Below are 18,780 nucleotides of genomic sequence, written 5' to 3'. Positions count from 1 at the left end.
CCCCCCTCCCCGCTGCCCCCGGACGCTTTCGTTCGAGAAACGGCGCCGTGTCGAGGCGCTTTCGTTCGAGACATGGCCGCCGCGCCGGCGGCCCAGAGGAGCAGCCCGTGCCTGAGTCTGTGACCGTGCGCCCCGCCGCCCCCGGGGACGTCGAGGCGCTGCTGCGCGTCAAGGCGCGGTCGTGGCGGGAGGCCTACGGCGCGCTCCTGCCGTCCGCGTACCTGGACGCGATCGAGGACCGGATCCCAGAGGACGTGCCCGTGTGGACCGCGCTGATCGGATCGGACCGAGACCTCTGGGTCGCCGACGACGGCGGCCGGCTGCTCGGCGTGGCGCTCGCGGGCCCGCCTCGCTCGGCGGCGGAGACGGGCCGGACGGGCGCAGACGACGCGGCCGCATCGCCCGCCGACCTGCCCGATGTGGAGCTCATGGTGCTCTACGTCCTGGCCGAGGCGTACGGCACCGGTCTGGGAGCGCGCCTGCTGGACGCCGTCGTCGGCGACCGTCCCGCCGTGCTGCGCGTCCTCGCCGAGAATCCGCGGGCCGTCGCGTTCTACGCCAAGCACGGCTTCGCGTCCGTGGGGGCGCCGGAACCGATGACCGGCCCGTGGGCCGGCCTGCACGAGCAGCTGATGGTGCGCCGTCTCCCGCACGACGGCGGTGCGGCGTGAGCCGCCGGTCGTCGGCGCGCCGGGGCCGGGCCGCGGGCGGAGCCGCCGGCCCCGCCGGGATCGAGCCGGGCGTCCACGCGATCACCCACGGCACCGCCGAGATCCGCGAGGACGCCTTCGAGCCGGGCGCGTTCATCCTCTACGTCAACGGCGTCGAGTCCTCGCCGCTGGACCCCGAGCGCCCCGAGCGCATGGCCTTCGAGTACATGCGCTGGGCCGCCGCGGCCGTCCGGGCGCACTGGCCGGAGCCCACGCCCCTGCGGGCCCTGCACCTGGGCGGCGCGGGCTGCGCGCTCGCCCGCTGGGTGGACCACGCGTACCCGGGCTCCCACCAGACCGCGGTGGAGATCGACGCCGGCCTGGCCGCCCTCGCGCGTGAGCGCTTCGGCCTGCCCCGCGCCCCGGCCCTGCGCATCCGCGTGGCCGACGCCGCCGAGGTCCTGGCCACGGCCCACCCGGCCAGCCGCGACCTGATCATCCGCGACGTCTTCGCCCCGGACCCCACGGACCTGACGGGCGCCCGCCACATCACCCCGCCGGGCCTCACCGGCCTGGACGCGGCCCGCGCCGCCGCGCGGGTCCTCGCCCCCGGCGGGCTGTACGTGCTCAACGTGGGCGGCGGGCCGGACCTGACGTCGGTGCGGGCGGACGTGGCCGCCGTCGTCGCCGCGTTCGAGCACGTCGAGGTGATCGCGGATCCGCCCATGCTCAAGGGGCGGCGCCGCGGCAACGTCATCGTGGCGGCCTCGGACGCCCCCGTGGCCCGCCCCTTGAGCATGGGGACGCCCCGCCCGGCTCCGACCCCCGCGACCGCCTGGCCCGTGCCCTGCGCATGGACGCCTTCCCGGCCCGGCTCGCGGAGGATCCACGCGGCTTCCCCGCGGGCGTCGCGCCCGGGATCACGGGACTCGTCCCGGGCCCCGAGGCGTAGACTGGAGGCACTCGGCCGGGTCCGCCCGGGGCCCGTCGAGTCCGACTCGAGGAGGTCGCCATGTCCGCCCAGACCCAGCCCGCCGCCACCCGCCGTGAGGACGCACCGCTCGGCGTCCTGGTGGGTGTGGACGGCTCCGACCAGTCCGTCTCCGCCGCCCGCTGGGCCCAGCGCGAGGCCGGCCTGCGCGGCGAGCCGCTGACCCTCGTCACCGCCTACTCGATCCCCGCGTACTGGGGTTACGGCGCGGACGCCGGCGGCGCCGTCCTGGACGACTCCCGTCTCCGCGAGGGCGTGCAGGCCCTCCTGGAGGAGGTCGCCGGCAAGCTCGACGCCGACGGGGTGCGTCCGGAGCTGCGTGTGGAGATCGGGGACGCGGCCGGCGTCCTCGTGGAGCTCTCCGCCGAGGCCTCCCTGCTCGTCTCGGGCGCGCGCGGCCGCGGCGGCTTCATGGGCCGCCTGCTCGGCTCGGTGGCCGCCGCGCTGCCCGGCCACGCGCACTGCCCGGTCGCCATCATCCCCGCCGGGGTCGAGGCCAGCCGCGCGGGGGACAGGACCGCCGTCGTGGTGGGCGTCGACGGTTCCGAGCAGGGCCGTGCCGCCGCTCTCGAGGCCGCTGAGGAGGCCCGCCTCCGCCAGGCCCCGCTGAAGCTCGTGTGCGCCGTCCCGCCCCTGGGCGCGAATGCCGCGTGGCTGGCGGTCAGCCTGGACGAGGAGGCCCGCGAGCGGGAGCTGCGGGAGCGTCTCGAGGCCGGCGCCGCGTGGATCAGCTCCGAGTTCCCCGGTCTCGAGGTCCTCACCGAGCTCGTGGACGGCACCCCCGTGGACGTGTTGGTGGACCAGACCGCCACCGCCCGCCTCACCGTGGTGGGCACGCGCGGTCTGGGCGGCTTCGCCGGTGCGATCGTCGGCTCCACCAGCCGCGGCGTCGCGGACCACGCGAAGGGTCCGGTGCTCGTCGTCCCGTTCCGCGAGGACGTCCGCCTCGGCCGCCGCGCCTCGTTCGGCCCGGTCCAGGACCAGTCGGGGTCCTGACCGGCGCTCAGCCCCAGCCGAGCTCGTGGAGGCGCTCCTCGGAGATGCCGAAGAAATGCCCCACCTCGTGCATGACGGTGACGGTGATCTCGTCCTCGAGCTCGGCGCGGGAGGTGCAGTGGCGGGTGAGCGGGCCGCGGAACACCACGATCCGGTCCGGCATCTGCCACGCGAACTCGGCGCGCTCGGTCAGCGGCACGCCCTCGTAGAGGCCGAACAGCTCGGTGGCCGGGTCCTCCCAGCGCTGCGGCTCGTACTCGTCCTCCACCACCACGACGACGTTCGTCAGCAGCCGGGCCAGCTCGTCCGGGATGCGGGTGAGGGCCGCGGAGACGGCGTCGTCGAACTCCTGCTCGCTCATCCACGTGGCGGCGGGCTGCTCGGGCGACGGGCGGTGGTCCACGGCGGCTCCTGGGGGTGCGGGGCTCCGCGGTGCGGAGGGCGGCCGGCCGGCGGCCGGACTTGCCGGAGGGTGTGCGGCCACCATAGACTCCCAGGGTCCACCTCGGGAATCTCGACATCGGACCTGCCCCTATCGTCTAGAGGCCTAGGACACCGCCCTTTCACGGCGGCGACACGGGTTCGAATCCCGTTGGGGGTACGCAGAACGGCCGCCCTCGGCAGCCGGAACGGCACGTGGAGCGTGGATTTGCACGACGCTCGGAGGCTCTGCTAGAGTTTCCACTCGTTGCGAAAGCGGCGAGAACAACAGAACATGGCCCTGTAGCGCAGTTGGTTAGCGCGCCGCCCTGTCACGGCGGAGGTCGCGGGTTCAAGTCCCGTCAGGGTCGCTCGGATCGTCCGATCACCGGCATTCGGAAACGGAGTCCGGTGACGCATGGTCCTGGTGACGAAGGTCGCCGGGCTCTGTAGCTCAGTTGGTAGAGCGTACGACTGAAAATCGTAAGGTCACCGGATCGACGCCGGTCGGAGCCACCACTTCGAGAAGGCCCCCCGCAGACGCGGGGGGCCTTCGTCGTCCGGGGCGACGGGCCGCTGACAGGGGGAGACGCGGTGGGCACACTGGGTCGATGCCCGATTCCTCCTCCGCCCGCGCGACCGGTGGCGAGACCGCGCTCGTGGTGATCGACGTCCAGCACAGCTACTTCGAGCATCCCGCGCTGGCCGCCCGTCAGGCCGAGCTGACGGCGGCGGTCGTGGAACTGCTCCGGGCCGCGCACGAGGCCGGCCGTCCCGTCTTCCTGGTGCGGACCGAGCACGCGCGGGACCGCTCCACGTGGACGTTGAACATGCTGGCCGACGGCGAGGGCTTCGCCTTCCCGGGCACCCGGCAGGCCGCTCTGCTCGACGGGGTCGCGGCGGCCGCCCCGGACGCCGTCGAGGTCGTGAAGACCCGGGACTCCGCCTTCCACGGCACCGGACTGGCGGCCGAGCTGCGGAGCCGCGGGGTGGATCGGCTCCTGCTGTGCGGCGTCTCCACCCACAGCTGCATCGCCGAGACCGCCACGGCCGCGTTCGCCCTCGACTTCCACGCCGCGATCGCGACGGACGCGATCGCCTCCGAAGAGCCGGCGCTGGCCGCGGCGATGCTCGACTTCCTCCGCGACGAGATGCGTCAGCCGCTCCTCGGGCAGGACGAGGCACTCACCCTCCTGCGCACCGGCCTCGTCCCCGACCGGGGCTGAGGGGCGTTCACAGGATCTCGACGTCGCCCTCGTCCGCACGCGTGCGGTCCTGGGCGTCCTCCTCGATGTGCATGGCGGCGGACTCCGCATTGCGCAGGGAGTCCGGGGCACGTCCCTCCCCGGCCCAGTGCTGCGGGTCGTCCGAGCCGCCGCGCACGGGCTGGCCGTCGCGGCCGTCCTGCGGCGCGGGGTCGCCGGCGGCGTTGGGATCGGCGAGCAGGTCCGTCTCGAGCTCTCGTTCGTCCTCGCGGTCCTCGAAGGGGACGTCGGTCATGGTGCGGTCCTTCCTCTCGCGGGCGGGCCCGTCCGGCGCCGCCGTCGTCGTGGTGCCCCACACCCTAGTGAGGCCGCCCACGCCTCACCAGGGGGCGCCCGCGCCGGGGCCGTGGGCGCGGTCACCCCGCCGGGTGAGACCGTCCACTCGGCCGCGTCTCAGGCAGGGAGCCGGCGCGCGGGACCACGTAGGGTCGGGAGGATGAGCGATCCGACACCGCCCTCGACCGAGCCCAAGATCCCCGAGCAACCCGGGAACCACCCGTCCTCGGCGACCGCCCCCGACGCCGGCGTCGCCCCTGCCACCTCCGCCGCGGCCGCCCGCGACCGCGTCCTGCTGCCGTGGGTGTTCTGGCCCTCCGCGGTCATCGTGCTCTCCTTCGTGGTGGCCACACTACTCGCCCCCGAGCAGATGACCGTGGGCATCGGCCTGGTCCAGCAGGCCATCATCACGAACTTCTCGTGGTGGTACGCCCTCGTCGCCCTGTTCTTCGTGCTGTTCTGCGGCTACCTCGCGTTCTCCCGGAAGGGGCAGATCACGCTCGGCAAGCCCGATGAGAAGCCCGAGTTCTCCACGCTGTCCTGGTTCTCCCTGCTCTTCGCGGCGGGCATGGGCATCGGCCTCGTGTTCTTCGGCATGACCGAGCCGCTCATGCACTTCACCGATCCGCGGCCCGACGTGGCGGCCGCCAACCCCACCCAGGCGGAGGCCGCCCAGTCGGCGCTGGCCACCACGTTCCTGCACTGGGGCCTGCAGCCCTGGGCGATCTACGCGGTGGTGGGCGTGGCGGTCGCGCTGGCCATCCACCGGCGTGGCCGTCCCCTCGCGCTGCGCTGGGCCTTCGAGCCGCTGATCGGCGAGCGCCGCGTGCGCGGCGGCTGGGGCCACCTGATCGACAACATCGCCCTCATCGGCACCGTCTTCGGCGTGGCCACCTCGCTGGGCCTCGGGGTCACCCAGATGTCCGCGGGCCTGCGCGCGCTGGGCATCGTGCCCGAGGACAGCCCCTGGCTCGAGTACGTCATGATCGGCGCGGTCACCTGCGTGGTGCTCTACACCGTGGTCTCCGGCGTGGAGCGCGGCATGAAGTGGCTGTCCAACACCAACCTGATCCTGGCCGCCGGCCTGCTGCTGTTCATCGCGATCGTGGGACCCACCGCGTTCCTGTTCAAGGAGATGGTGCAGTCCCTCGGCTCCTACATGCAGTACTTCTTCGCGAACTCGCTCAACGTCTCCGCGTTCTACGGCGCCGAGGGCGACGCGTGGCAGGCCGGCTGGAGCGCGTACTACTGGGGCTGGTGGATGTCCTGGACGCCGTTCGTCGGCATCTTCATCGCCCGCATCTCGCGCGGTCGCACCGTGCGCGAGTTCATCGCCGGCGTGCTGCTGGTGCCCACCCTGGTCTGCGTGGTCTGGTTCGGCATCCTGGGCGGCACCGCGATCTTCCTCGAGACCACCCGCCCGGCCGGGTACACCTCCGTGGTGGGCGCGGACGGCGCCATCGACTCGAACACCGCGCTGTTCCAGGTGCTCGAGCAGCTGCCCGCGGGCATGATGCTCGTGGTCGGCGCCATCATCCTCTCGGGCATCTTCTTCATCACCTCCGCCGACTCGGGCTCGCTCGTGATGGGCATGCTCGCCACGGGCGGCGACGTGAACCCGAAGGCCACGGTGAAGATCTTCTTCGCCATCGCCACCTCGCTCATGGCCGCGGCCCTGCTGGCCGCCGGCGGCCTGTCCGCGATCCAGGTCCTGGCCATCACGATCGGCCTGCCGTTCTCCGTGCTGATGCTGCTGATCTGCCTGGCCACGTTCCGCTCGCTCGGCTACTCCGTGGCGCGGGTGGAGGCGGTGCGCCGCAAGGCCATGCTGGCCTCCATCAAGGACCGCCTGGGCCTCGAGTCCGACGACGACGAGGTGGTCGACGCCGGCCCCGTGGCGGCCTCGCAGTGGTGGGCCTCGCTCAGCCGGGACCACCAGCAGCGGATCGCCGATGCGGCCGCCGGCGTCCCGGCCTCGGCCGGGCCTCGCCGCCCCCGGCTGCGCCGCCACGAGCACTGACGTCCGCCCCCGGGCGCCCTCCCGGCCCCGACGAGAACGGCCCCTGTCCCGCGCGGGACAGGGGCCGTCGTCGTCGTGGGGGTCAGTCCTCGTGGGACTGGCGGGTGCGGACCACCGGCAGGGTGCCGGTGCGGTTGTGGGCCGCGGCCGACGTACGGGTGCCCGTGACGAACCAGGCGAGGGTCAGGACCGCGACCCACACGAGACCGATGATGAGCGCCTGGCGCGAATCCGGGATGGTGGCCATGGTGATCACCACGGTGGCCACGAACGCCAGGCCCAGGTAGGTGCCGACGCCGCCCAGCGGCATGGGGAAGGGGGACGGCTCCGCGCCCTGCTCCGCGACGCGCCTGCGCATGGCGCGGTGGGACAGGAAGATCATGGCCCAGGTCAGCACCACGGCGAACGAGGCGACGCCGGCCACCAGGCTGAAGGCGTTCGGGTCCACGGTGATCAGCACCGCGCCGAGCACCATCACGCCCAGCATCACGGCCACGGACAGCCACGGCACGCCGCCGCGGTTGGTGTGGGTGAAGGCCTGGGGCGCCTGGCCGTCGTGGGCCATCGCGTAGAGCAGGCGACCGGACGCGTAGATGCAGGCGTTGATCGCGGAGACGGCGGCCGTGAGCACCACGAAGTTCAGCAGGTGCGGGGCGAAGGGGACGCCGAGGCCCTCGAAGATCTGCACGAACGGGCTGGCCTTGCCGTCCACCTGGTTCCAGGGGACGAGGGCCATGATGACCGCCATCGTCAGCACGTAGAACAACAGGATGCGGATCGGCACCGTGTTGATGGCCTTGGGCAGCACCTTCTCCGGGTTCTTGGCCTCGCCCGCGGCCACGCCGAGGGTCTCGATGCCGCCGAAGGAGAACGTCACGATGGTGAGCGCGGTCAGCACGCCCAGGATGCCGTGCGGCAGGAATCCGCCGTGGTCCACGAGGTTCGCCAGGCTGGCTTGGGTGCCGTCCGCGGTGGAGGCGCCGGTGAAGAGCAGGATCACACCGCCGAAGATCATCGCCACGATGGCCCCGACCTTCACGAGCGTCAGCCAGAACTCGGCCTCGCCGAAGTTCCCGACGTGCGTGAAGTTGATCAGGCCGACCACGAGGATCGTGGCGGCGACCCAGGCCCAGGCCGGGACCCCCGGGAACCAGAACGCCATGTACGTGGTGATGGCGGCGGTGTCCGCGATGATCACGACGGCCAGCTCGAAGACGAAGGTCCAGCCGGTCACGTAGCCGGCGAAGGGGCCGAGATAACGGGAGGCATAGGCGGCGAAGGAGCCGGAGACGGGCTCACGGAGCGTCATCTCGCCGAGGGCGCGCATCACGAGGAACACGGCGGCGCCGGCGACGAGGAAGGACAGGATCACGCCCGGCCCGGCGGCCTGGATGCCGCCGGCCGAGCCGTAGAAGAGGCCGGTGCCCACCGCCGTGCCCAGGGCGATGAACATGATGTGCCGCTGGCTCAGGCCGCGGTGCAGCTGCCCGCGGTCCGTGGTGGCCGCGTCGGGCTCGGCGACGCGGGAGCCGGAGGGGGAGGTGCTCACGTGAAGTCTCCGCTCGAAGGGGGTGGATCAGGACACGCCATGGTGACTCGTGACACAGCGTTCATGCCACTTTGTCCGGTGTGATGCGAGTCATCGTGGACGTTACGTCGAGTTCATCCGACCGTGCCGGATGATGTGGCCTCGGCCACCGCTGATTCCTCGCGGAAGATCTGTGGCGCCCCGGCGGGTCCCGGGGCGTGCCCGGCTCAGTCCATGAGCAGCCACGCGGCGGCGTCGTGCGCGAGCTGCCCGTCCTGCACGGCCTCTGCCTCCTCGAGGGAGAACAGGGCCCGGGAATGGCCCGCGGGCAGGTCGACGGGATCGGTCGACAGGTTCGCCATCACGAGCACGGTGCGCGCCGGGATCGGCTCGCCCGAGCCCAGGTGCCGGCCACCGCCCGAGGTGACCGTGAACGCCAGCACCCCGCGTGCGGGGTCGTGGTGCTCGGACCACGCGAACGTGCCCGTGCCCAGGTCGAGCTCGCCGCGGATCTGCAGCAGACGCCGGTACAGCTCGAACACGGAGCCCTCGACGCCGACCTGCCGGTCCGCCGCCAGCGCCCGGAAGGACGCGGGCTGGGGCAGCCACGGCGCGGCGACGCCCTCGGCGGCGGACGCGGGGCCGTCGTCGTCCGCGGGGGTCGAGAAGCCGTAGGACGGCTCGTCCGCGGCCCACGGCAGAGGGATGCGGCAGCCGTCGCGGCCGGGCTCCTTGCCGTCCGTGCGGAAGAAGTACGGGTCCTGGCGATGCTCGGCGGCGAGGGTGGTGTGCTCGGGCAGGCCCAGCTCGTCGCCCTGGTAGATGTACGCGGAGCCGGGCAGGCCCAGCTCCACCATCGCGGCGGCGCGGGCCCGACGGCGACCGACCGCCTCGTCCGGCTGCTCGTCCTCGGCCGTGATGCCGGCGGGGTAGGAGCTCGGGTCGGCGAGGCCGTAGCGGGAGGCGTGGCGCACCGTGTCGTGGTTCGAGAGCACCCAGGTGTTCGGGGCGCCGACCCGGCCGGCCTGCTCGAAGGACCGGTCGATCGCGTGGGTCAGCGAGGCGGCGTCCCAGCCGGCCATGAGGTAGGTGAAGTTGAAGGTCTGGTGCATCTCGCCGGGGCGGACGTACCGGAACATCCGCGAGAGCGGGGCCACCCACGCCTCGGCCACCATCATCGGCTCGTGGTCGTAGGAGTCCAGGACCCGCCGCCAGTCCCGGTAGACCTCGTGGACGCGGTCCTGGTCCATGAACGGGGTGAGCGGCTCGAAGGTGTCCGGGTCGAACGTGGGGTCGGCGTCCTCGCCCGCGTCCGTGACCATGCCCATGCGGGAGTGCTCGGCGTCCGGGTAGCCGGGCTGCTTGATGAGCCCGTGGGCCACGTCCACCCGGAAGCCGTCCACGCCGCGGTCCAGCCAGAACCGCAGGATGGAGCGGAACTCCTCGCGCACCTCCTCGTTCTCCCAGTTCAGGTCCGGCTGCGTGGTGTCGAACAGGTGCAGGTACCACTGGCCCGGGGTGCCGTCCGCCTCGGTCACACGGGTCCAGGCCCCGCCGCCGAACGTGGACTCCCAGTTGTTGGGGGGCAGCTCGCCGTGCTCGCCGCGGCCCTCGGCGAAGTGGTAGCGGGCGCGCTCGGGGGAGCCGGGGGCGGCGGCCAGGGCGGCCTGGAACCACGCGTGCTCGGACGAGGTGTGGTTCGGCACGAGGTCCACGACCACGCGGATGCCGGCCTCGTGCGCGGCGGCGATCATCTCGTCCGCGTCCGCGAGCGTGCCGAACCGCGGGTCCACGGCGCGGTAGTCCGCGACGTCGTAGCCGGCGTCGTGCTGCGGGGAGAGGTAGAAGGGCGAGAGCCAGATCGCGTCCACGCCGAGCTGGGCCAGGTAGTCGAGGCGCGAGGTGACGCCGCGCAGGTCGCCCATGCCGTCCCCGTCCGCGTCCGCGAAGGAGCGCGGGTACACCTGGTAGATCACGGCGTCCACCCACCACGGGGTGACGGGCCGGTTCCGGGCTTCCGAGGGCGGGGTGCTCAGGCGCTGCGTGGTCATGGGATCCACCCTAGGCCCGACGCGGGAGCGCGCGCCCCGCGTGAGCGGCGTCGGCGGCGTGGTGTGCGTCTCGGGCGCCCGGCGCGGTCGGACGCAACGGCCGGCTCAGGTCAGCCGGGCCAGCATCCCGACGGCGGCCCAGCGGCGGTTCAGTCGTTCCTGTGCGACGCCGGCGGTCGCCTCGTCGCCCTCCTCGAGCGCGTCGATGAGCGTCCACAGGTCGAAGACGGAGTCGTCCGGCCACACGTGCCGCGTGAGGCCGCCGTAGTCCAGCTCGATCCACGAGTCGGGGTGGAACGCGCCGAGCCACTCCACCATCACCGTGAGCTCGCCGATCAGCTCCGCATCCGGGGCGTGCCGCGCGAGCACCGCCGCCGCGTGCCCGGCCCGCTCCCGGGCGGCCACGATCGGGGCGCGCCGGTACGCCGTGCGCTCGCCGTCCACGAGGCGCTTCACCGGCTCCTCGGGGTCGAACACCGTGAGCCAGCCGTGCGGCACACCCCACGTGGCCGTGCGCGTCTGCACGCGGTGGTGCTCCGGCGCGCCGCCCTCGTCCTGCGGGTCCTGGCCCGCCGCGTCCGGGTCGGGGGAGAGGCCCCACTCGTCCTCGAGCGCCACGAGCGCGCGGCCGCGGTTCATGGCGCGCGCCGCCGGCGGGATGGCGGCCTCGTGCAGCCGCGGCAGCATCGTCTCCTCGAGCATGGCCGCGGCCATCTCGGCGCGCAGGCCCCGCTCGTCCGGGCAGTAGAAGGCGGAGCGGTGCTCGTCCTGGAGGACCCGCACCAGGTCGTCCTCACCGGGTTCCGGGAACGGGTCGGCCACGGGCCGGGCCAGGCGACGCCGGGCCCGTTCGGCCGCCTCGGCCTCGACCTCGGCACGGGTGCGGTGGCCGCCGGCGATCAGCCGCGCCTGGACCGCGTCCGGGAACGCGGCCAGCGGCTGGAAGACGCGCAGGTGCGCGGTGCCGCGCGCGACACCCGGGGGCGGGCCGCCGTCGTCGTGGGTCATCGCGGGCTCGTCCGTGGTTCAGCCCAGCTCGACGACCACGGGCGCGTGGTCCGAGGCGCCCTTGCCCTTGCGCTCCTCGCGGTCGATCCAGGCGTCCGTGACCGTCCGTGCGAGGGCGGGGGAGCACAGCTGGAAGTCGATGCGCATGCCCTTCTTCTTGGGGAAGGCCAGGCCCGTGTAGTCCCAGTACGTGTACACGCCGGGGCCGGGGTGGCGCGGGCGCACCACGTCCACCAGCCCGGCGTCCTCGAACGCGTGGAACGCCGCGCGCTCGGCCGGGGAGACGTGCGTGTAGCCCTCGCGCTGGAACAGCTCGATGTCCCACACGTCCTCGTCCTGCGGAGCGATGTTCCAGTCGCCGGCCAGGGCGAGCCGGGTGTCCGGGTCCTCGGCGAGGCGCTCGGCCGCGTGCTCCTGGAGCACGCGCAGCCACTCGAGCTTGTAGCCCATGTGCTCGTTCTCCAGGCCGCGCCCGTTGGGCACGTAGAGGCTCCACAGGCGGACCGGGGCGACGCCGTCGGCCGCCTCGGCGCCCACGGTCGCCCCGATGGCACGGGACTCCTCCTGCGGGTCCACGCCGCCCTTGCCGAAGTGCGGCTGGCCGGGGAAGCCGCGCTGCACGTCGCTCAGGCCGACGCGGGAGGCGATGGCCACGCCGTTCCACTGCGAGGTGCCGTTGTGGACCACCTCGTAGCCGGCGCGCTCGAAGAGCTCCCACGGGAAGTTCTCGTCCCGGCACTTGGTCTCCTGGATGGCCAGGACGTCGATGTCATGGCGCTCGAGGAAGGCCTCGACGCGGTCGGCGCGGGCACGGAGGGAGTTGACGTTCCAGGTGGCGATCTTCACCCGGCCAGGCTATCGAAGGGCGCGGACACCGTGGGATCGGCGCCTCAGCGCCACCAGTCGTCGTGGATCGTCACCGGCGTGGTGCGCTTGTGGCGGCTGCGGAGCCAGATGCCCTCGAGCTTCTCCGCGACCTCGGTCGGGACGTCCTTGCCCTCGAGGTAGTCGTCGATGTCCTCGTACGTCATCCCGAGTTCGGCCTCGTCCGTCTGGCCCGGCGTGCCGTCCAGCAGGTCCGCGGTGGGCACCTTGTTCCACAGGGGCTCGGGGGCTCCGAGTTCGCGGCCCAGCGCCCGCACCTGCCGCTTGTTCAGGCCGGCCAGCGGCAGGACGTCCGCGCCGCCGTCGCCGAACTTCGTGTAGAACCCGGTGACGGCCTCGGCCGCGTGGTCCGTGCCGATCACCAGCTGCCCGTGGGCGCCGGCCACCGCGTACTGGGCCGTCATGCGGATGCGGGCCTTCACGTTGCCCTGGTTGTAGTCCGAGATCGGCTCCCCCACGGCCTCAGCGAAGGCGGCGGCCAGACCCTGCACGGCCTCCGCGATGTTCAGGGTGACGTCCTGATCCGCACCCACGAAGTCCATGGCCGCCCGGGCATCCGCCTCGTCGTGCTGCACCTTGTAGGGCAGGCGCACGGCGGTGAACCGGGGGTTCTCGCGGGAGGGCACGACGTCGGCGCCCACCCCCGCCTCACCCGGCGGAGTGGTGTCGGGGCCGCCCAGGGCGACGGCGTCCGTGACGCCGAGCTGGGCGCGGCGACGCTCGACGGCGAGCTGGGCCAGCCGGCCGCCCACGGTGGAGTCCACGCCGCCGGAGATGCCCAGGACGAAGCCGGACGCGCCCGTGGCCGCGAGGTAGTCGGCGAGGAAGGCCACGCGCCGTTCGACTTCGGCCGCGGGGTCGATCTCAGGGAGGACGCACTGCTCGGCGATGATCCGCTGCTGGAGTTCACGCATGCCGGTCAGCGTAGGACCGGCGCCGCGCACGGGGACAGGGGCGACCGGCGACGGCGGCTCACGCGTCCGGGTGCCCCAGGTTGCGGGCGATGCGGCGCAGGACGCGGACGGCGTCGTCGATCTGGTCCCGCGGGACGTCCGCCGTCGCCTCGGCACGCAGGGCCTCGACCGCCTCGCCGACGCGGGCGCCCGCGGTGCGGCCCGTGGCGGTGAGGGTGTAGAGGTCGCCCTCGACCGTCACCCAGTGGGACTCGACCAGCTCCTCGATCTGACCGGACACCGCGCCGCGCTGCTCCTCCTCGAAGCCGGCCTCGAGCTCGGCACGGGACTGCGGGGCCACCGTGAGGGTGTTCAGAAACTGCCACTGGGCGCGGGTGAGGCCGTGCTCCTCGAGGCTCTCGGCCACGCGCGCCGCGATCAGGCCCTCGGTGAGGGTGAGCCAGTGCGCCAGGGGCAGGCCGGAGGGATGCTGGACGGCGTCGTCGTGCTGGATCTCGCTCATGGCCTGAGCCTAGCCAGTCCGGGACGGAAGCGGCAGGGGCGGTCGGGCCCGCACTAGCATGGGCGGCATGACCGACGCGCAGACCCCCACCGTCCCCACGCCCGAGCAGGACCGCGAGCGGCTCAAGCAGCTCATCCAGGATCTGGCTGTGGTGCACGGCCGGGTGACCCTGTCCTCCGGCAAGGAGGCGGACTACTACGTGGACCTGCGTCGGGTCACCCTGCACCACGAGGCCGCCCCGCTGATCGGCCGCGTGATGCTGCGCCTGCTCGAGGAGAACGGGATCGGGTGCGACGCGGTGGGCGGGCTGACCATGGGTGCGGACCCCGTGGCCACCGCGATGATGCACCAGGCCGGCGCCGCAGGCCGCGCGCTCGACGCCTTCGTGGTGCGCAAGGCGCAGAAGTCGTACGGCATGGGCCGGCAGGTGGAGGGCCCGGGCGTGGACGGTCGCCGCGTCGTCGTGCTGGAGGACACCTCGACGACGGGCGGCTCCGCGCTGACCGCCGTCGAGGGCGTGCGCAACGCCGGCGGCGACGTCCAGGCCGTGGCCGTGATCGTGGACCGTGCGACCGGGGCCGCCGAGCGCGTGGCCGAGGAGGCGGGGGTGCCGTACCTGTACGCGTTCGGCAAGGACGAGCTCGGCCTCGACTGAGCCTCGGCCGGCCCCGCGCCGCCCGCCTAGAGCCAGTCCGCGCGCTTGAACAGCACGAACAGCGTGAGGGCCACCGCCAGCATGAGTCCCAGGGCGAACGGGTAGCCGAACGCCCAGTGCAGCTCGGGCATGCCGTCGAAGTTCATGCCGTAGACCGAGCCCACCAGCTGCGGCGCGAAGATGATCGCCGCCCAGGACGAGATCTGCTTGACCTGTTCGTTCTGGGCGATCGACTGCTCGGCCAGCCGCTTCGACGCCAGCGTCGAGTCCAGCTCGAGGGCGTTGTTGAGCATCTGGCGCATGGTCATCACGCGCTCGTTGATCTGGACGGCGTGGTCGTGGACGTCGCGCAGGCGGCGCAGGTTCTCCACCTCGAGGCGCGCCTGATCGCTGAGCTCCTCGTCCTCCCAGGCGTGGGCGTCGTCGCGCCGGGGCAGGCCGTCGGCGTCGAGGCGGCGGGTGTCCTCATGCAGGCGGGTGCGCACCTCCTCCTGGAGCTGCTCCACGATGGACGGCAGCGCGCGGATGGCGTGCTGGAAGTTCAGCACCTCGCGGGAGAGCTCGTAGATGCGCCGGGAGACGTGCCCGTCGCCGGCGAAGACCTGGTCCTCGATCTCCGCGATGTCCTGTTCGAGGCCGTCGGCCACCGGGAAGTAGTCGTCCACGACCCGGTCCAGGATCTCCAGGGTGACCTGCCACGGCCCCATCGCGAGGCGCTCGCGGCCCTCCGTCTCCAGGGACCGTCGCACGGCGGCCAGGTCCGGCTCCTCCGCGTGACGCACCGTCACCACGTAGTGCTCACCGGTGAAGACGCTCAGCTCGCCGAACTCCACGGTCTCGGTGCGGTCGACGTAGCGGGCCGGGTGCAGGACCATGAACGAGTCCTCGCCGTAGCGGTCCAGCTTGGCGCGCTCGCCTCCGGCGAGGGCGTCCTCGACGGCGAGCGGGTGCAGGCGCAGCTCCTCCGCGACCGCTTGGAGCTCGGCCACGTCCGGGCGGTACAGGCCCAGCCAGGCCATGCCGCCGGTGCGCTCGCACTCCTCCCAGGTGTCCTCGAGGGTGGAGGGGGCGTGGACGCGCCGCCCGTCCACGTACACGGCGTTGTCGATCATGCTCACCCGGACATTCTCCCCGACGGCGGCCCCCGGCGGATTCCAGGATGCGCGCGCTACGGTGGCGCCATGAAGACTCCGCGTCATGCCCCGCCCGTCGTCCGCGACGGCAAGACCCTGCTCCCCGCCCACGCCGTCTCCACGGCCCCGGTCACCGCATTCGGTCTGATCGGCGGCTACCTGACTGCCCGTGAGACCGGCATCCGGCCGCTCGGCGGTGTCGTGCTGGCCGCCGCCGGCCTGTATGCCGGCCGGACGTGGTTGGCCACGCGGGGGCCGGCCGTCGCCGGGGGCCTGGCCGCCCTGTACCTCGGCGGCTTCGGCGCCTCCCACCCGCTGGCCAAGAAGATCGGTGCGTGGCCGGCGGTGCTCTCCGTGGCCGCGGTGTCCGCCGGGGCCGCGTGGGCCGCCGTCGACCGGTCCGAGGCCGGCCGCTGAGAGAGCCCGCGCCGGCCGAGGACGGCGCCGCGCCCCGCGAGGTCGGCGTCGGCCCGTGGACCGGCCCGTGGCCGGAGGACCCCCGCTACGACCCGGAGCTGCTCGCGCACGGCGACCGCCGCAACGTGCTCGACCGCTACCGCTACTGGAGCCTCGAGGCGATCGTCGCGGACCTCGACGCGCGGCGCCACCCGTTCCACGTGGCCATCGAGAACTGGCAGCACGACCTGAACATCGGCACCGTCGTGCGCACCGCCAACGCGTTCAACGCCGCCGGGGTGCACATCATCGGGCGGCGCCGCTGGAACCGGCGCGGCGCCATGGTCACCGACCGCTACCTGCACGTGCGCCACCACGAGACGGTGGCGGCGTTCACCGGGTGGGCGGCGGGGCAGGGGCTGCCCGTGCTCGGCGTGGACCTGTTCCCCGAGTCGGTGCCGGTGGAGACCTTCGACTTCCCGCGTGCCTGCGTGCTCGTCTTCGGTCAGGAGGGGCCGGGGCTCTCGGCGGAGGTGCGGGCGGCGTCGAGCGCGGTGCTGTCCATCGCGCAGTACGGCTCCACCCGCTCGATCAACGCGGGCGTGGCCGCCGGCATCGCGATGCACGCGTGGATCCGGCAGCACGCGGCCGTCCCCTGAGTCCGGCGCGAGCCAGACGATTCCGCGCTGAAAGGAGCCTCTGGACCGCAGATTCGTCTGGCTCGCGGCGCAGGACGGCGCAGGACGGCGCAGGATGGCGCAGGGTGGCGCAGGACCGCGCCGCCGATGACGTGCGGCGTGACGGCGTCAGCCCGCGAAGGGGCGGGCCGGCAGGCCCGTCACCCCCGGGCGGACGGCGAACAGGGCCCCGGCCAGCGGGTCCTCGCCGCGCTCCAGGTTCTCCCAGGAGGTGGTGATGTAGAGGGTGCCGAGGTCGTCGCCGCCGAAGGTGCACGCCGTGGTCTTCTGCACGGGCACCTCGACCACCTCGTCGAGCGTCCCCTCGGGCGTGTACCGGTGGATCTGCCCGTGGCTGATCACGGCCACCCAGATCCCGCCCTCGGCGTCCACGGTGAGCCCGTCCGGCTTGCCCTCGCCGTTGAGCACGTCCACGAGCACGCGCCGATTCGTCAGGCCCTCCTCGCGGGAGTAGTCGAACACGGCCACCTGCCGCGTGGGGGTGTCGTTGTAGTAGGCCAGCGTGCCGTCCGGGCTCCACTCCAGGCCGTTGGACGTCGTCGCGCCGGTCAGCACGACGTCCACCTCGCCGGCGCCGCCGTCGGGTCCGGGGGCGAGCCGGTAGAGGTTCGCGGCGCCGGGGGTCTTGGCGTACGCCATGGTGCCGCAGTGGAACCGGCCGTCCGGGTCGCAGCCGCCCTCGTTCATCCGGATCCCGGCGTCCGCGCCCCACAGCTCAGGCAGCGTCGTCAGCTCGCCCTCGGGCGAGATCAGGGCGAAGCCCCGCTCCACCGCGACGACGGCGCCACCCCCCGCACGCGGGCGCAGCGCGGCGGCCACGTCGCCGACGTGCGTGCGGTCCACCGTGCCGTCGGCGCGCAGGGACAGGACGTCCCCGGCGAGCATGTCCACCCAGCGCAGGCCGCCGCCGGCGGTCACGCCCTCGGCGGCGCTGCCCCACGAGGCGGCCCAGACGGGGCCCTCGCCGTGGTAGGCGATGGGATCGGTGACCTGCTCGGCGCGCATGACTGCTCCTTCGGTGGGCGGGACGGTCCTGGCCCCGACGCTAGCCGAGGCTCAGAACCACCCGCACGAGTCGGCGGTCCAGCGGTCGGCGAGGGTCGCGTCCAGGAACGCCCCCATCCGCGGCAGCGAGGCCACGTGGCCGCCCACGTGGGTCGGGGTGAGGAGCGGGTCGAAACGCACCCGCGCGCCCTCCGCGCACCAGCGGCGGCCCAGGTCGCGGCCGGTGCGGTACGGGATGACGTCGTCCGTGACGGAGTGCGCGATCATCACCGGCACATCCGGACGGCGGCCCGGTGCGCCGATCCGCTGCTCGGCGAGGATCCCGGCCAGCTCGGCATCGGAGCGGACGAGCTCAGGGAAGTCCTGCCCCGTGTGGGTCAGTGTGGCGGAGTCGAGGTGCGCGTAGGCGAGGCTGCCCACCATGCAGGTCTCGGCCGCGCCGGCGAGGGCCGTCAGGCCGGTCTCGTTGAGATGCGTGGCCGGGTCCACGTCGTACGCGGCGAGCTGCCCGGCCATCGCGTAGAGCAGGAAGGCCGCGTAGAGACCGCCGTCGATCCGGCCCGCGACCTGCACGAGGTCGGCCGGCGGGGCGCCCGCGTAGGCGCCCTTGAGGTCCAGCTCCGGGGCGTAGTCGGGCGCGAGCTCGGCGGCGGCCGCGGCCGCCCCGCCGCCCTGTGAGTAGCCCGCGAGCGCGACCGGCGCGGTCGCGGTGACGCCCGACCCCGACACCTGGGCGGCCGCGCGCACCGCGTCGAGGACGGCGTGCGCCTGGGCCTCCCGGACCATGTAGGTGTGCGTGCCCGGGGTGCCCAGGCCCTCGTAGTCGGTGACGACCACGGCGTGGCCGCGGCTCAGCAGGGACGTGATCCCGACGCCCTCGTACTGCACGCCGGTGGAGAGGGTGCGGGACGGGGCGCAGCGGTCCGCCGCCCCCTGGGTCCCCACTGCGTAGCTGATCACGGGGCGCTCGCCGCCGCCCGTCCACGGGGCGGTGGGGGTCAGCACGGTGCCGGTCACGGCGATGGGTCGGCCCTGGGCGTCCTGCGAGGCGTACATGATGCGCGTGGCGTGCGCCGGCACCTGGACCAGCCGCACCGGGTCCAGGTAGAAGGCGGTGGGCTCGGTGCGGATCAGGGCGCCGGGGGTCGCGGGCACGACGGTGGGCGGCAGGTAGAAGGGGTCGTCGGCCGAGGCGGCCGCCAGGGTGTCCCGGGCCGCGTTCCAGCGGGCGTCCTCGGCCGCCGTGGCCGGCTGCGAGAGGTCCTCGACGGCGGAGCTCACCTCCGGCGCGTCCGGGGCAGGGGCGGACTCCTGGGCCAGGGCCGCGTGTGGCGCGCCGAACCCGGCGACGACAGCCAGGGCGGCGGCCAGGGCGAGGGGGCGGGAG

19 protein-coding genes and 3 tRNA genes are annotated in these 18,780 nt (G+C 73.6%); 11 read left to right on the top strand and 11 right to left on the bottom strand.

Annotated features, from left to right (window positions below; all coding sequences use genetic code 11):
* The first annotated feature begins 107 nt into the window (after positions 1-107).
* From J1M41_RS05420 to J1M41_RS05410, 3 genes are read left to right on the top strand one after another with little or no spacing between them, the layout of a single operon-like run.
* Positions 108-671, top strand: coding sequence for a GNAT family N-acetyltransferase (locus J1M41_RS05420; RefSeq protein WP_060973508.1), 564 nt, complete (start codon positions 108-110; stop codon positions 669-671).
* Positions 668-1,804, top strand: coding sequence for a fused MFS/spermidine synthase (locus tag J1M41_RS05415; RefSeq protein WP_342214072.1), 1,137 nt, complete (start codon positions 668-670; stop codon positions 1,802-1,804). Before J1M41_RS05420 ends, J1M41_RS05415 begins: the two co-directional genes overlap by 4 nt.
* A complete protein-coding gene (locus tag J1M41_RS05410) occupies positions 1,723-2,637 on the top strand; it encodes a universal stress protein (protein WP_342214074.1) in 915 nt (304 codons plus the stop codon). Before J1M41_RS05415 ends, J1M41_RS05410 begins: the two co-directional genes overlap by 82 nt.
* Before the next feature lie 7 nt (positions 2,638-2,644).
* On the opposite strand, the gene J1M41_RS05405 is transcribed toward J1M41_RS05410, so the two are convergent.
* Positions 2,645-3,040, bottom strand: a complete 396-nt coding sequence (locus J1M41_RS05405) for a metallopeptidase family protein (RefSeq protein WP_002856128.1) — start codon at positions 3,038-3,040, stop codon at positions 2,645-2,647.
* 125 nt (positions 3,041-3,165) lie between these two features.
* On the opposite strand from J1M41_RS05405, the gene J1M41_RS05400 reads away from it, so the two are divergent.
* From J1M41_RS05400 to J1M41_RS05385, 4 genes are all read left to right on the top strand, one after another.
* Positions 3,166-3,238 (top strand) — tRNA-Glu (locus tag J1M41_RS05400).
* A gap of 116 nt (positions 3,239-3,354) precedes the next feature.
* Positions 3,355-3,428, top strand: a tRNA-Asp gene (locus tag J1M41_RS05395).
* Between the two features lie 72 nt (positions 3,429-3,500).
* Positions 3,501-3,576, top strand: a tRNA-Phe gene (locus J1M41_RS05390).
* 92 nt (positions 3,577-3,668) lie between these two features.
* Positions 3,669-4,283 (top strand): cysteine hydrolase family protein, encoded by a 615-nt coding sequence (locus J1M41_RS05385; RefSeq protein ID WP_098093815.1) that lies wholly within the window; start codon positions 3,669-3,671, stop codon positions 4,281-4,283.
* Between the two features lie 7 nt (positions 4,284-4,290).
* Here the strand turns inward: J1M41_RS05385 and J1M41_RS05380 are convergent, their stop codons facing one another.
* Positions 4,291-4,557: a hypothetical protein gene (locus J1M41_RS05380; RefSeq protein ID WP_049147831.1), complete on the bottom strand. Its 267-nt coding sequence runs from the start codon at positions 4,555-4,557 to the stop codon at positions 4,291-4,293.
* Positions 4,558-4,758: 201 nt separating this feature from the next.
* Here J1M41_RS05380 and J1M41_RS05375 point away from each other — a divergent pair, with 201 nt between their 5' ends.
* Positions 4,759-6,618 carry a BCCT family transporter gene (locus J1M41_RS05375; protein ID WP_098093813.1) on the top strand — a complete coding sequence of 620 codons (1,860 nt, stop codon included), beginning with the start codon at positions 4,759-4,761 and terminating at the stop codon, positions 6,616-6,618.
* A gap of 82 nt (positions 6,619-6,700) precedes the next feature.
* Here J1M41_RS05375 and J1M41_RS05370 read toward each other — a convergent pair whose 3' ends face one another.
* The 6 genes from J1M41_RS05370 to J1M41_RS05345 all read right to left on the bottom strand — a co-directional run bounded on the left by J1M41_RS05370 (position 6,701) and on the right by J1M41_RS05345 (position 13,506).
* Entirely contained in the window at positions 6,701-8,167 is a 1,467-nt protein-coding gene (locus J1M41_RS05370; RefSeq protein ID WP_098093811.1) for an amino acid permease, read from the bottom strand.
* Positions 8,168-8,373: 206 nt separating this feature from the next.
* The gene (locus tag J1M41_RS05365; protein ID WP_098093809.1) at positions 8,374-10,197 is read right to left on the bottom strand and encodes an alpha-amylase family glycosyl hydrolase; all 1,824 of its coding nucleotides are present in this window, start codon (positions 10,195-10,197) and stop codon (positions 8,374-8,376) included.
* A gap of 105 nt (positions 10,198-10,302) precedes the next feature.
* Complete coding sequence (locus J1M41_RS05360) at positions 10,303-11,205, bottom strand: hypothetical protein (protein ID WP_060973769.1); 903 nt, start codon at positions 11,203-11,205, stop codon at positions 10,303-10,305.
* 18 nt (positions 11,206-11,223) lie between these two features.
* Positions 11,224-12,051 carry an exodeoxyribonuclease III gene (locus tag J1M41_RS05355; RefSeq protein ID WP_041103610.1) on the bottom strand — a complete coding sequence of 276 codons (828 nt, stop codon included), beginning with the start codon at positions 12,049-12,051 and terminating at the stop codon, positions 11,224-11,226.
* A gap of 44 nt (positions 12,052-12,095) precedes the next feature.
* A complete protein-coding gene (gene nadE / locus J1M41_RS05350) occupies positions 12,096-13,004 on the bottom strand; it encodes an ammonia-dependent NAD(+) synthetase (RefSeq protein WP_036340250.1) in 909 nt (302 codons plus the stop codon).
* Positions 13,005-13,062: 58 nt separating this feature from the next.
* Positions 13,063-13,506: a MarR family winged helix-turn-helix transcriptional regulator gene (locus J1M41_RS05345; RefSeq protein ID WP_206451319.1), complete on the bottom strand. Its 444-nt coding sequence runs from the start codon at positions 13,504-13,506 to the stop codon at positions 13,063-13,065.
* Between the two features lie 58 nt (positions 13,507-13,564).
* On the opposite strand from J1M41_RS05345, the gene pyrE reads away from it, so the two are divergent.
* Positions 13,565-14,161 (top strand): orotate phosphoribosyltransferase, encoded by a 597-nt coding sequence (gene pyrE, locus J1M41_RS05340; protein ID WP_041103612.1) that lies wholly within the window; start codon positions 13,565-13,567, stop codon positions 14,159-14,161.
* Between the two features lie 26 nt (positions 14,162-14,187).
* Here pyrE and J1M41_RS05335 read toward each other — a convergent pair whose 3' ends face one another.
* Positions 14,188-15,279, bottom strand: a complete 1,092-nt coding sequence (locus J1M41_RS05335; RefSeq protein WP_306452696.1) for a magnesium and cobalt transport protein CorA — start codon at positions 15,277-15,279, stop codon at positions 14,188-14,190.
* A 63-nt stretch (positions 15,280-15,342) separates the two neighbouring features.
* On the opposite strand from J1M41_RS05335, the gene J1M41_RS05330 reads away from it, so the two are divergent.
* Both J1M41_RS05330 and J1M41_RS05325 read left to right on the top strand, forming a co-directional pair.
* Positions 15,343-15,711 (top strand): hypothetical protein, encoded by a 369-nt coding sequence (locus J1M41_RS05330; protein ID WP_036334633.1) that lies wholly within the window; start codon positions 15,343-15,345, stop codon positions 15,709-15,711.
* Positions 15,708-16,349 (top strand): RNA methyltransferase, encoded by a 642-nt coding sequence (locus J1M41_RS05325; protein WP_241247770.1) that lies wholly within the window; start codon positions 15,708-15,710, stop codon positions 16,347-16,349. The genes J1M41_RS05330 and J1M41_RS05325 overlap by 4 nt, the downstream gene beginning before the upstream one ends.
* A gap of 147 nt (positions 16,350-16,496) precedes the next feature.
* Here the strand turns inward: J1M41_RS05325 and J1M41_RS05320 are convergent, their stop codons facing one another.
* Together J1M41_RS05320 and J1M41_RS05315 are read right to left on the bottom strand one after the other, a co-directional pair.
* Positions 16,497-17,393: an SMP-30/gluconolactonase/LRE family protein gene (locus J1M41_RS05320; RefSeq protein ID WP_206451317.1), complete on the bottom strand. Its 897-nt coding sequence runs from the start codon at positions 17,391-17,393 to the stop codon at positions 16,497-16,499.
* 51 nt (positions 17,394-17,444) lie between these two features.
* On the bottom strand, positions 17,445-18,780 hold a 1,336-nt coding region (locus tag J1M41_RS05315), incomplete at its 5' end, for a lipase family protein (protein ID WP_206451315.1).

The organism is Micrococcus sp. KRD096 (genome assembly GCF_017168495.1).
Classification (GTDB): Bacteria; Actinomycetota; Actinomycetes; order Actinomycetales; family Micrococcaceae; genus Micrococcus; species Micrococcus luteus.
The sequence above is the reverse complement of the archived record's forward strand: the minus strand, read 5'-3'. Positions and strand labels throughout refer to the sequence as shown.

Bases quoted from the DNA above. Each gene is read 5' to 3' on its own strand.
- J1M41_RS05385 (WP_098093815.1), top strand. From the start codon at position 3,669: ATGCCCGATTCCTCCTCCGCCCGCGCGACCGGTGGCGAGACCGCGCTC.
- J1M41_RS05380 (WP_049147831.1), bottom strand. From the start codon at position 4,557: ATGACCGACGTCCCCTTCGAGGACCGCGAGGACGAACGAGAGCTCGAG.
- J1M41_RS05375 (WP_098093813.1), top strand. From the start codon at position 4,759: ATGAGCGATCCGACACCGCCCTCGACCGAGCCCAAGATCCCCGAGCAA.
- J1M41_RS05365 (WP_098093809.1), bottom strand. From the start codon at position 10,197: ATGACCACGCAGCGCCTGAGCACCCCGCCCTCGGAAGCCCGGAACCGG.
- J1M41_RS05360 (WP_060973769.1), bottom strand. From the start codon at position 11,205: ATGACCCACGACGACGGCGGCCCGCCCCCGGGTGTCGCGCGCGGCACC.
- nadE (WP_036340250.1), bottom strand. From the start codon at position 13,004: ATGCGTGAACTCCAGCAGCGGATCATCGCCGAGCAGTGCGTCCTCCCT.
- J1M41_RS05345 (WP_206451319.1), bottom strand. From the start codon at position 13,506: ATGAGCGAGATCCAGCACGACGACGCCGTCCAGCATCCCTCCGGCCTG.
- pyrE (WP_041103612.1), top strand. From the start codon at position 13,565: ATGGGCGGCATGACCGACGCGCAGACCCCCACCGTCCCCACGCCCGAG.
- J1M41_RS05330 (WP_036334633.1), top strand. From the start codon at position 15,343: ATGAAGACTCCGCGTCATGCCCCGCCCGTCGTCCGCGACGGCAAGACC.
- J1M41_RS05320 (WP_206451317.1), bottom strand. From the start codon at position 17,393: ATGCGCGCCGAGCAGGTCACCGATCCCATCGCCTACCACGGCGAGGGC.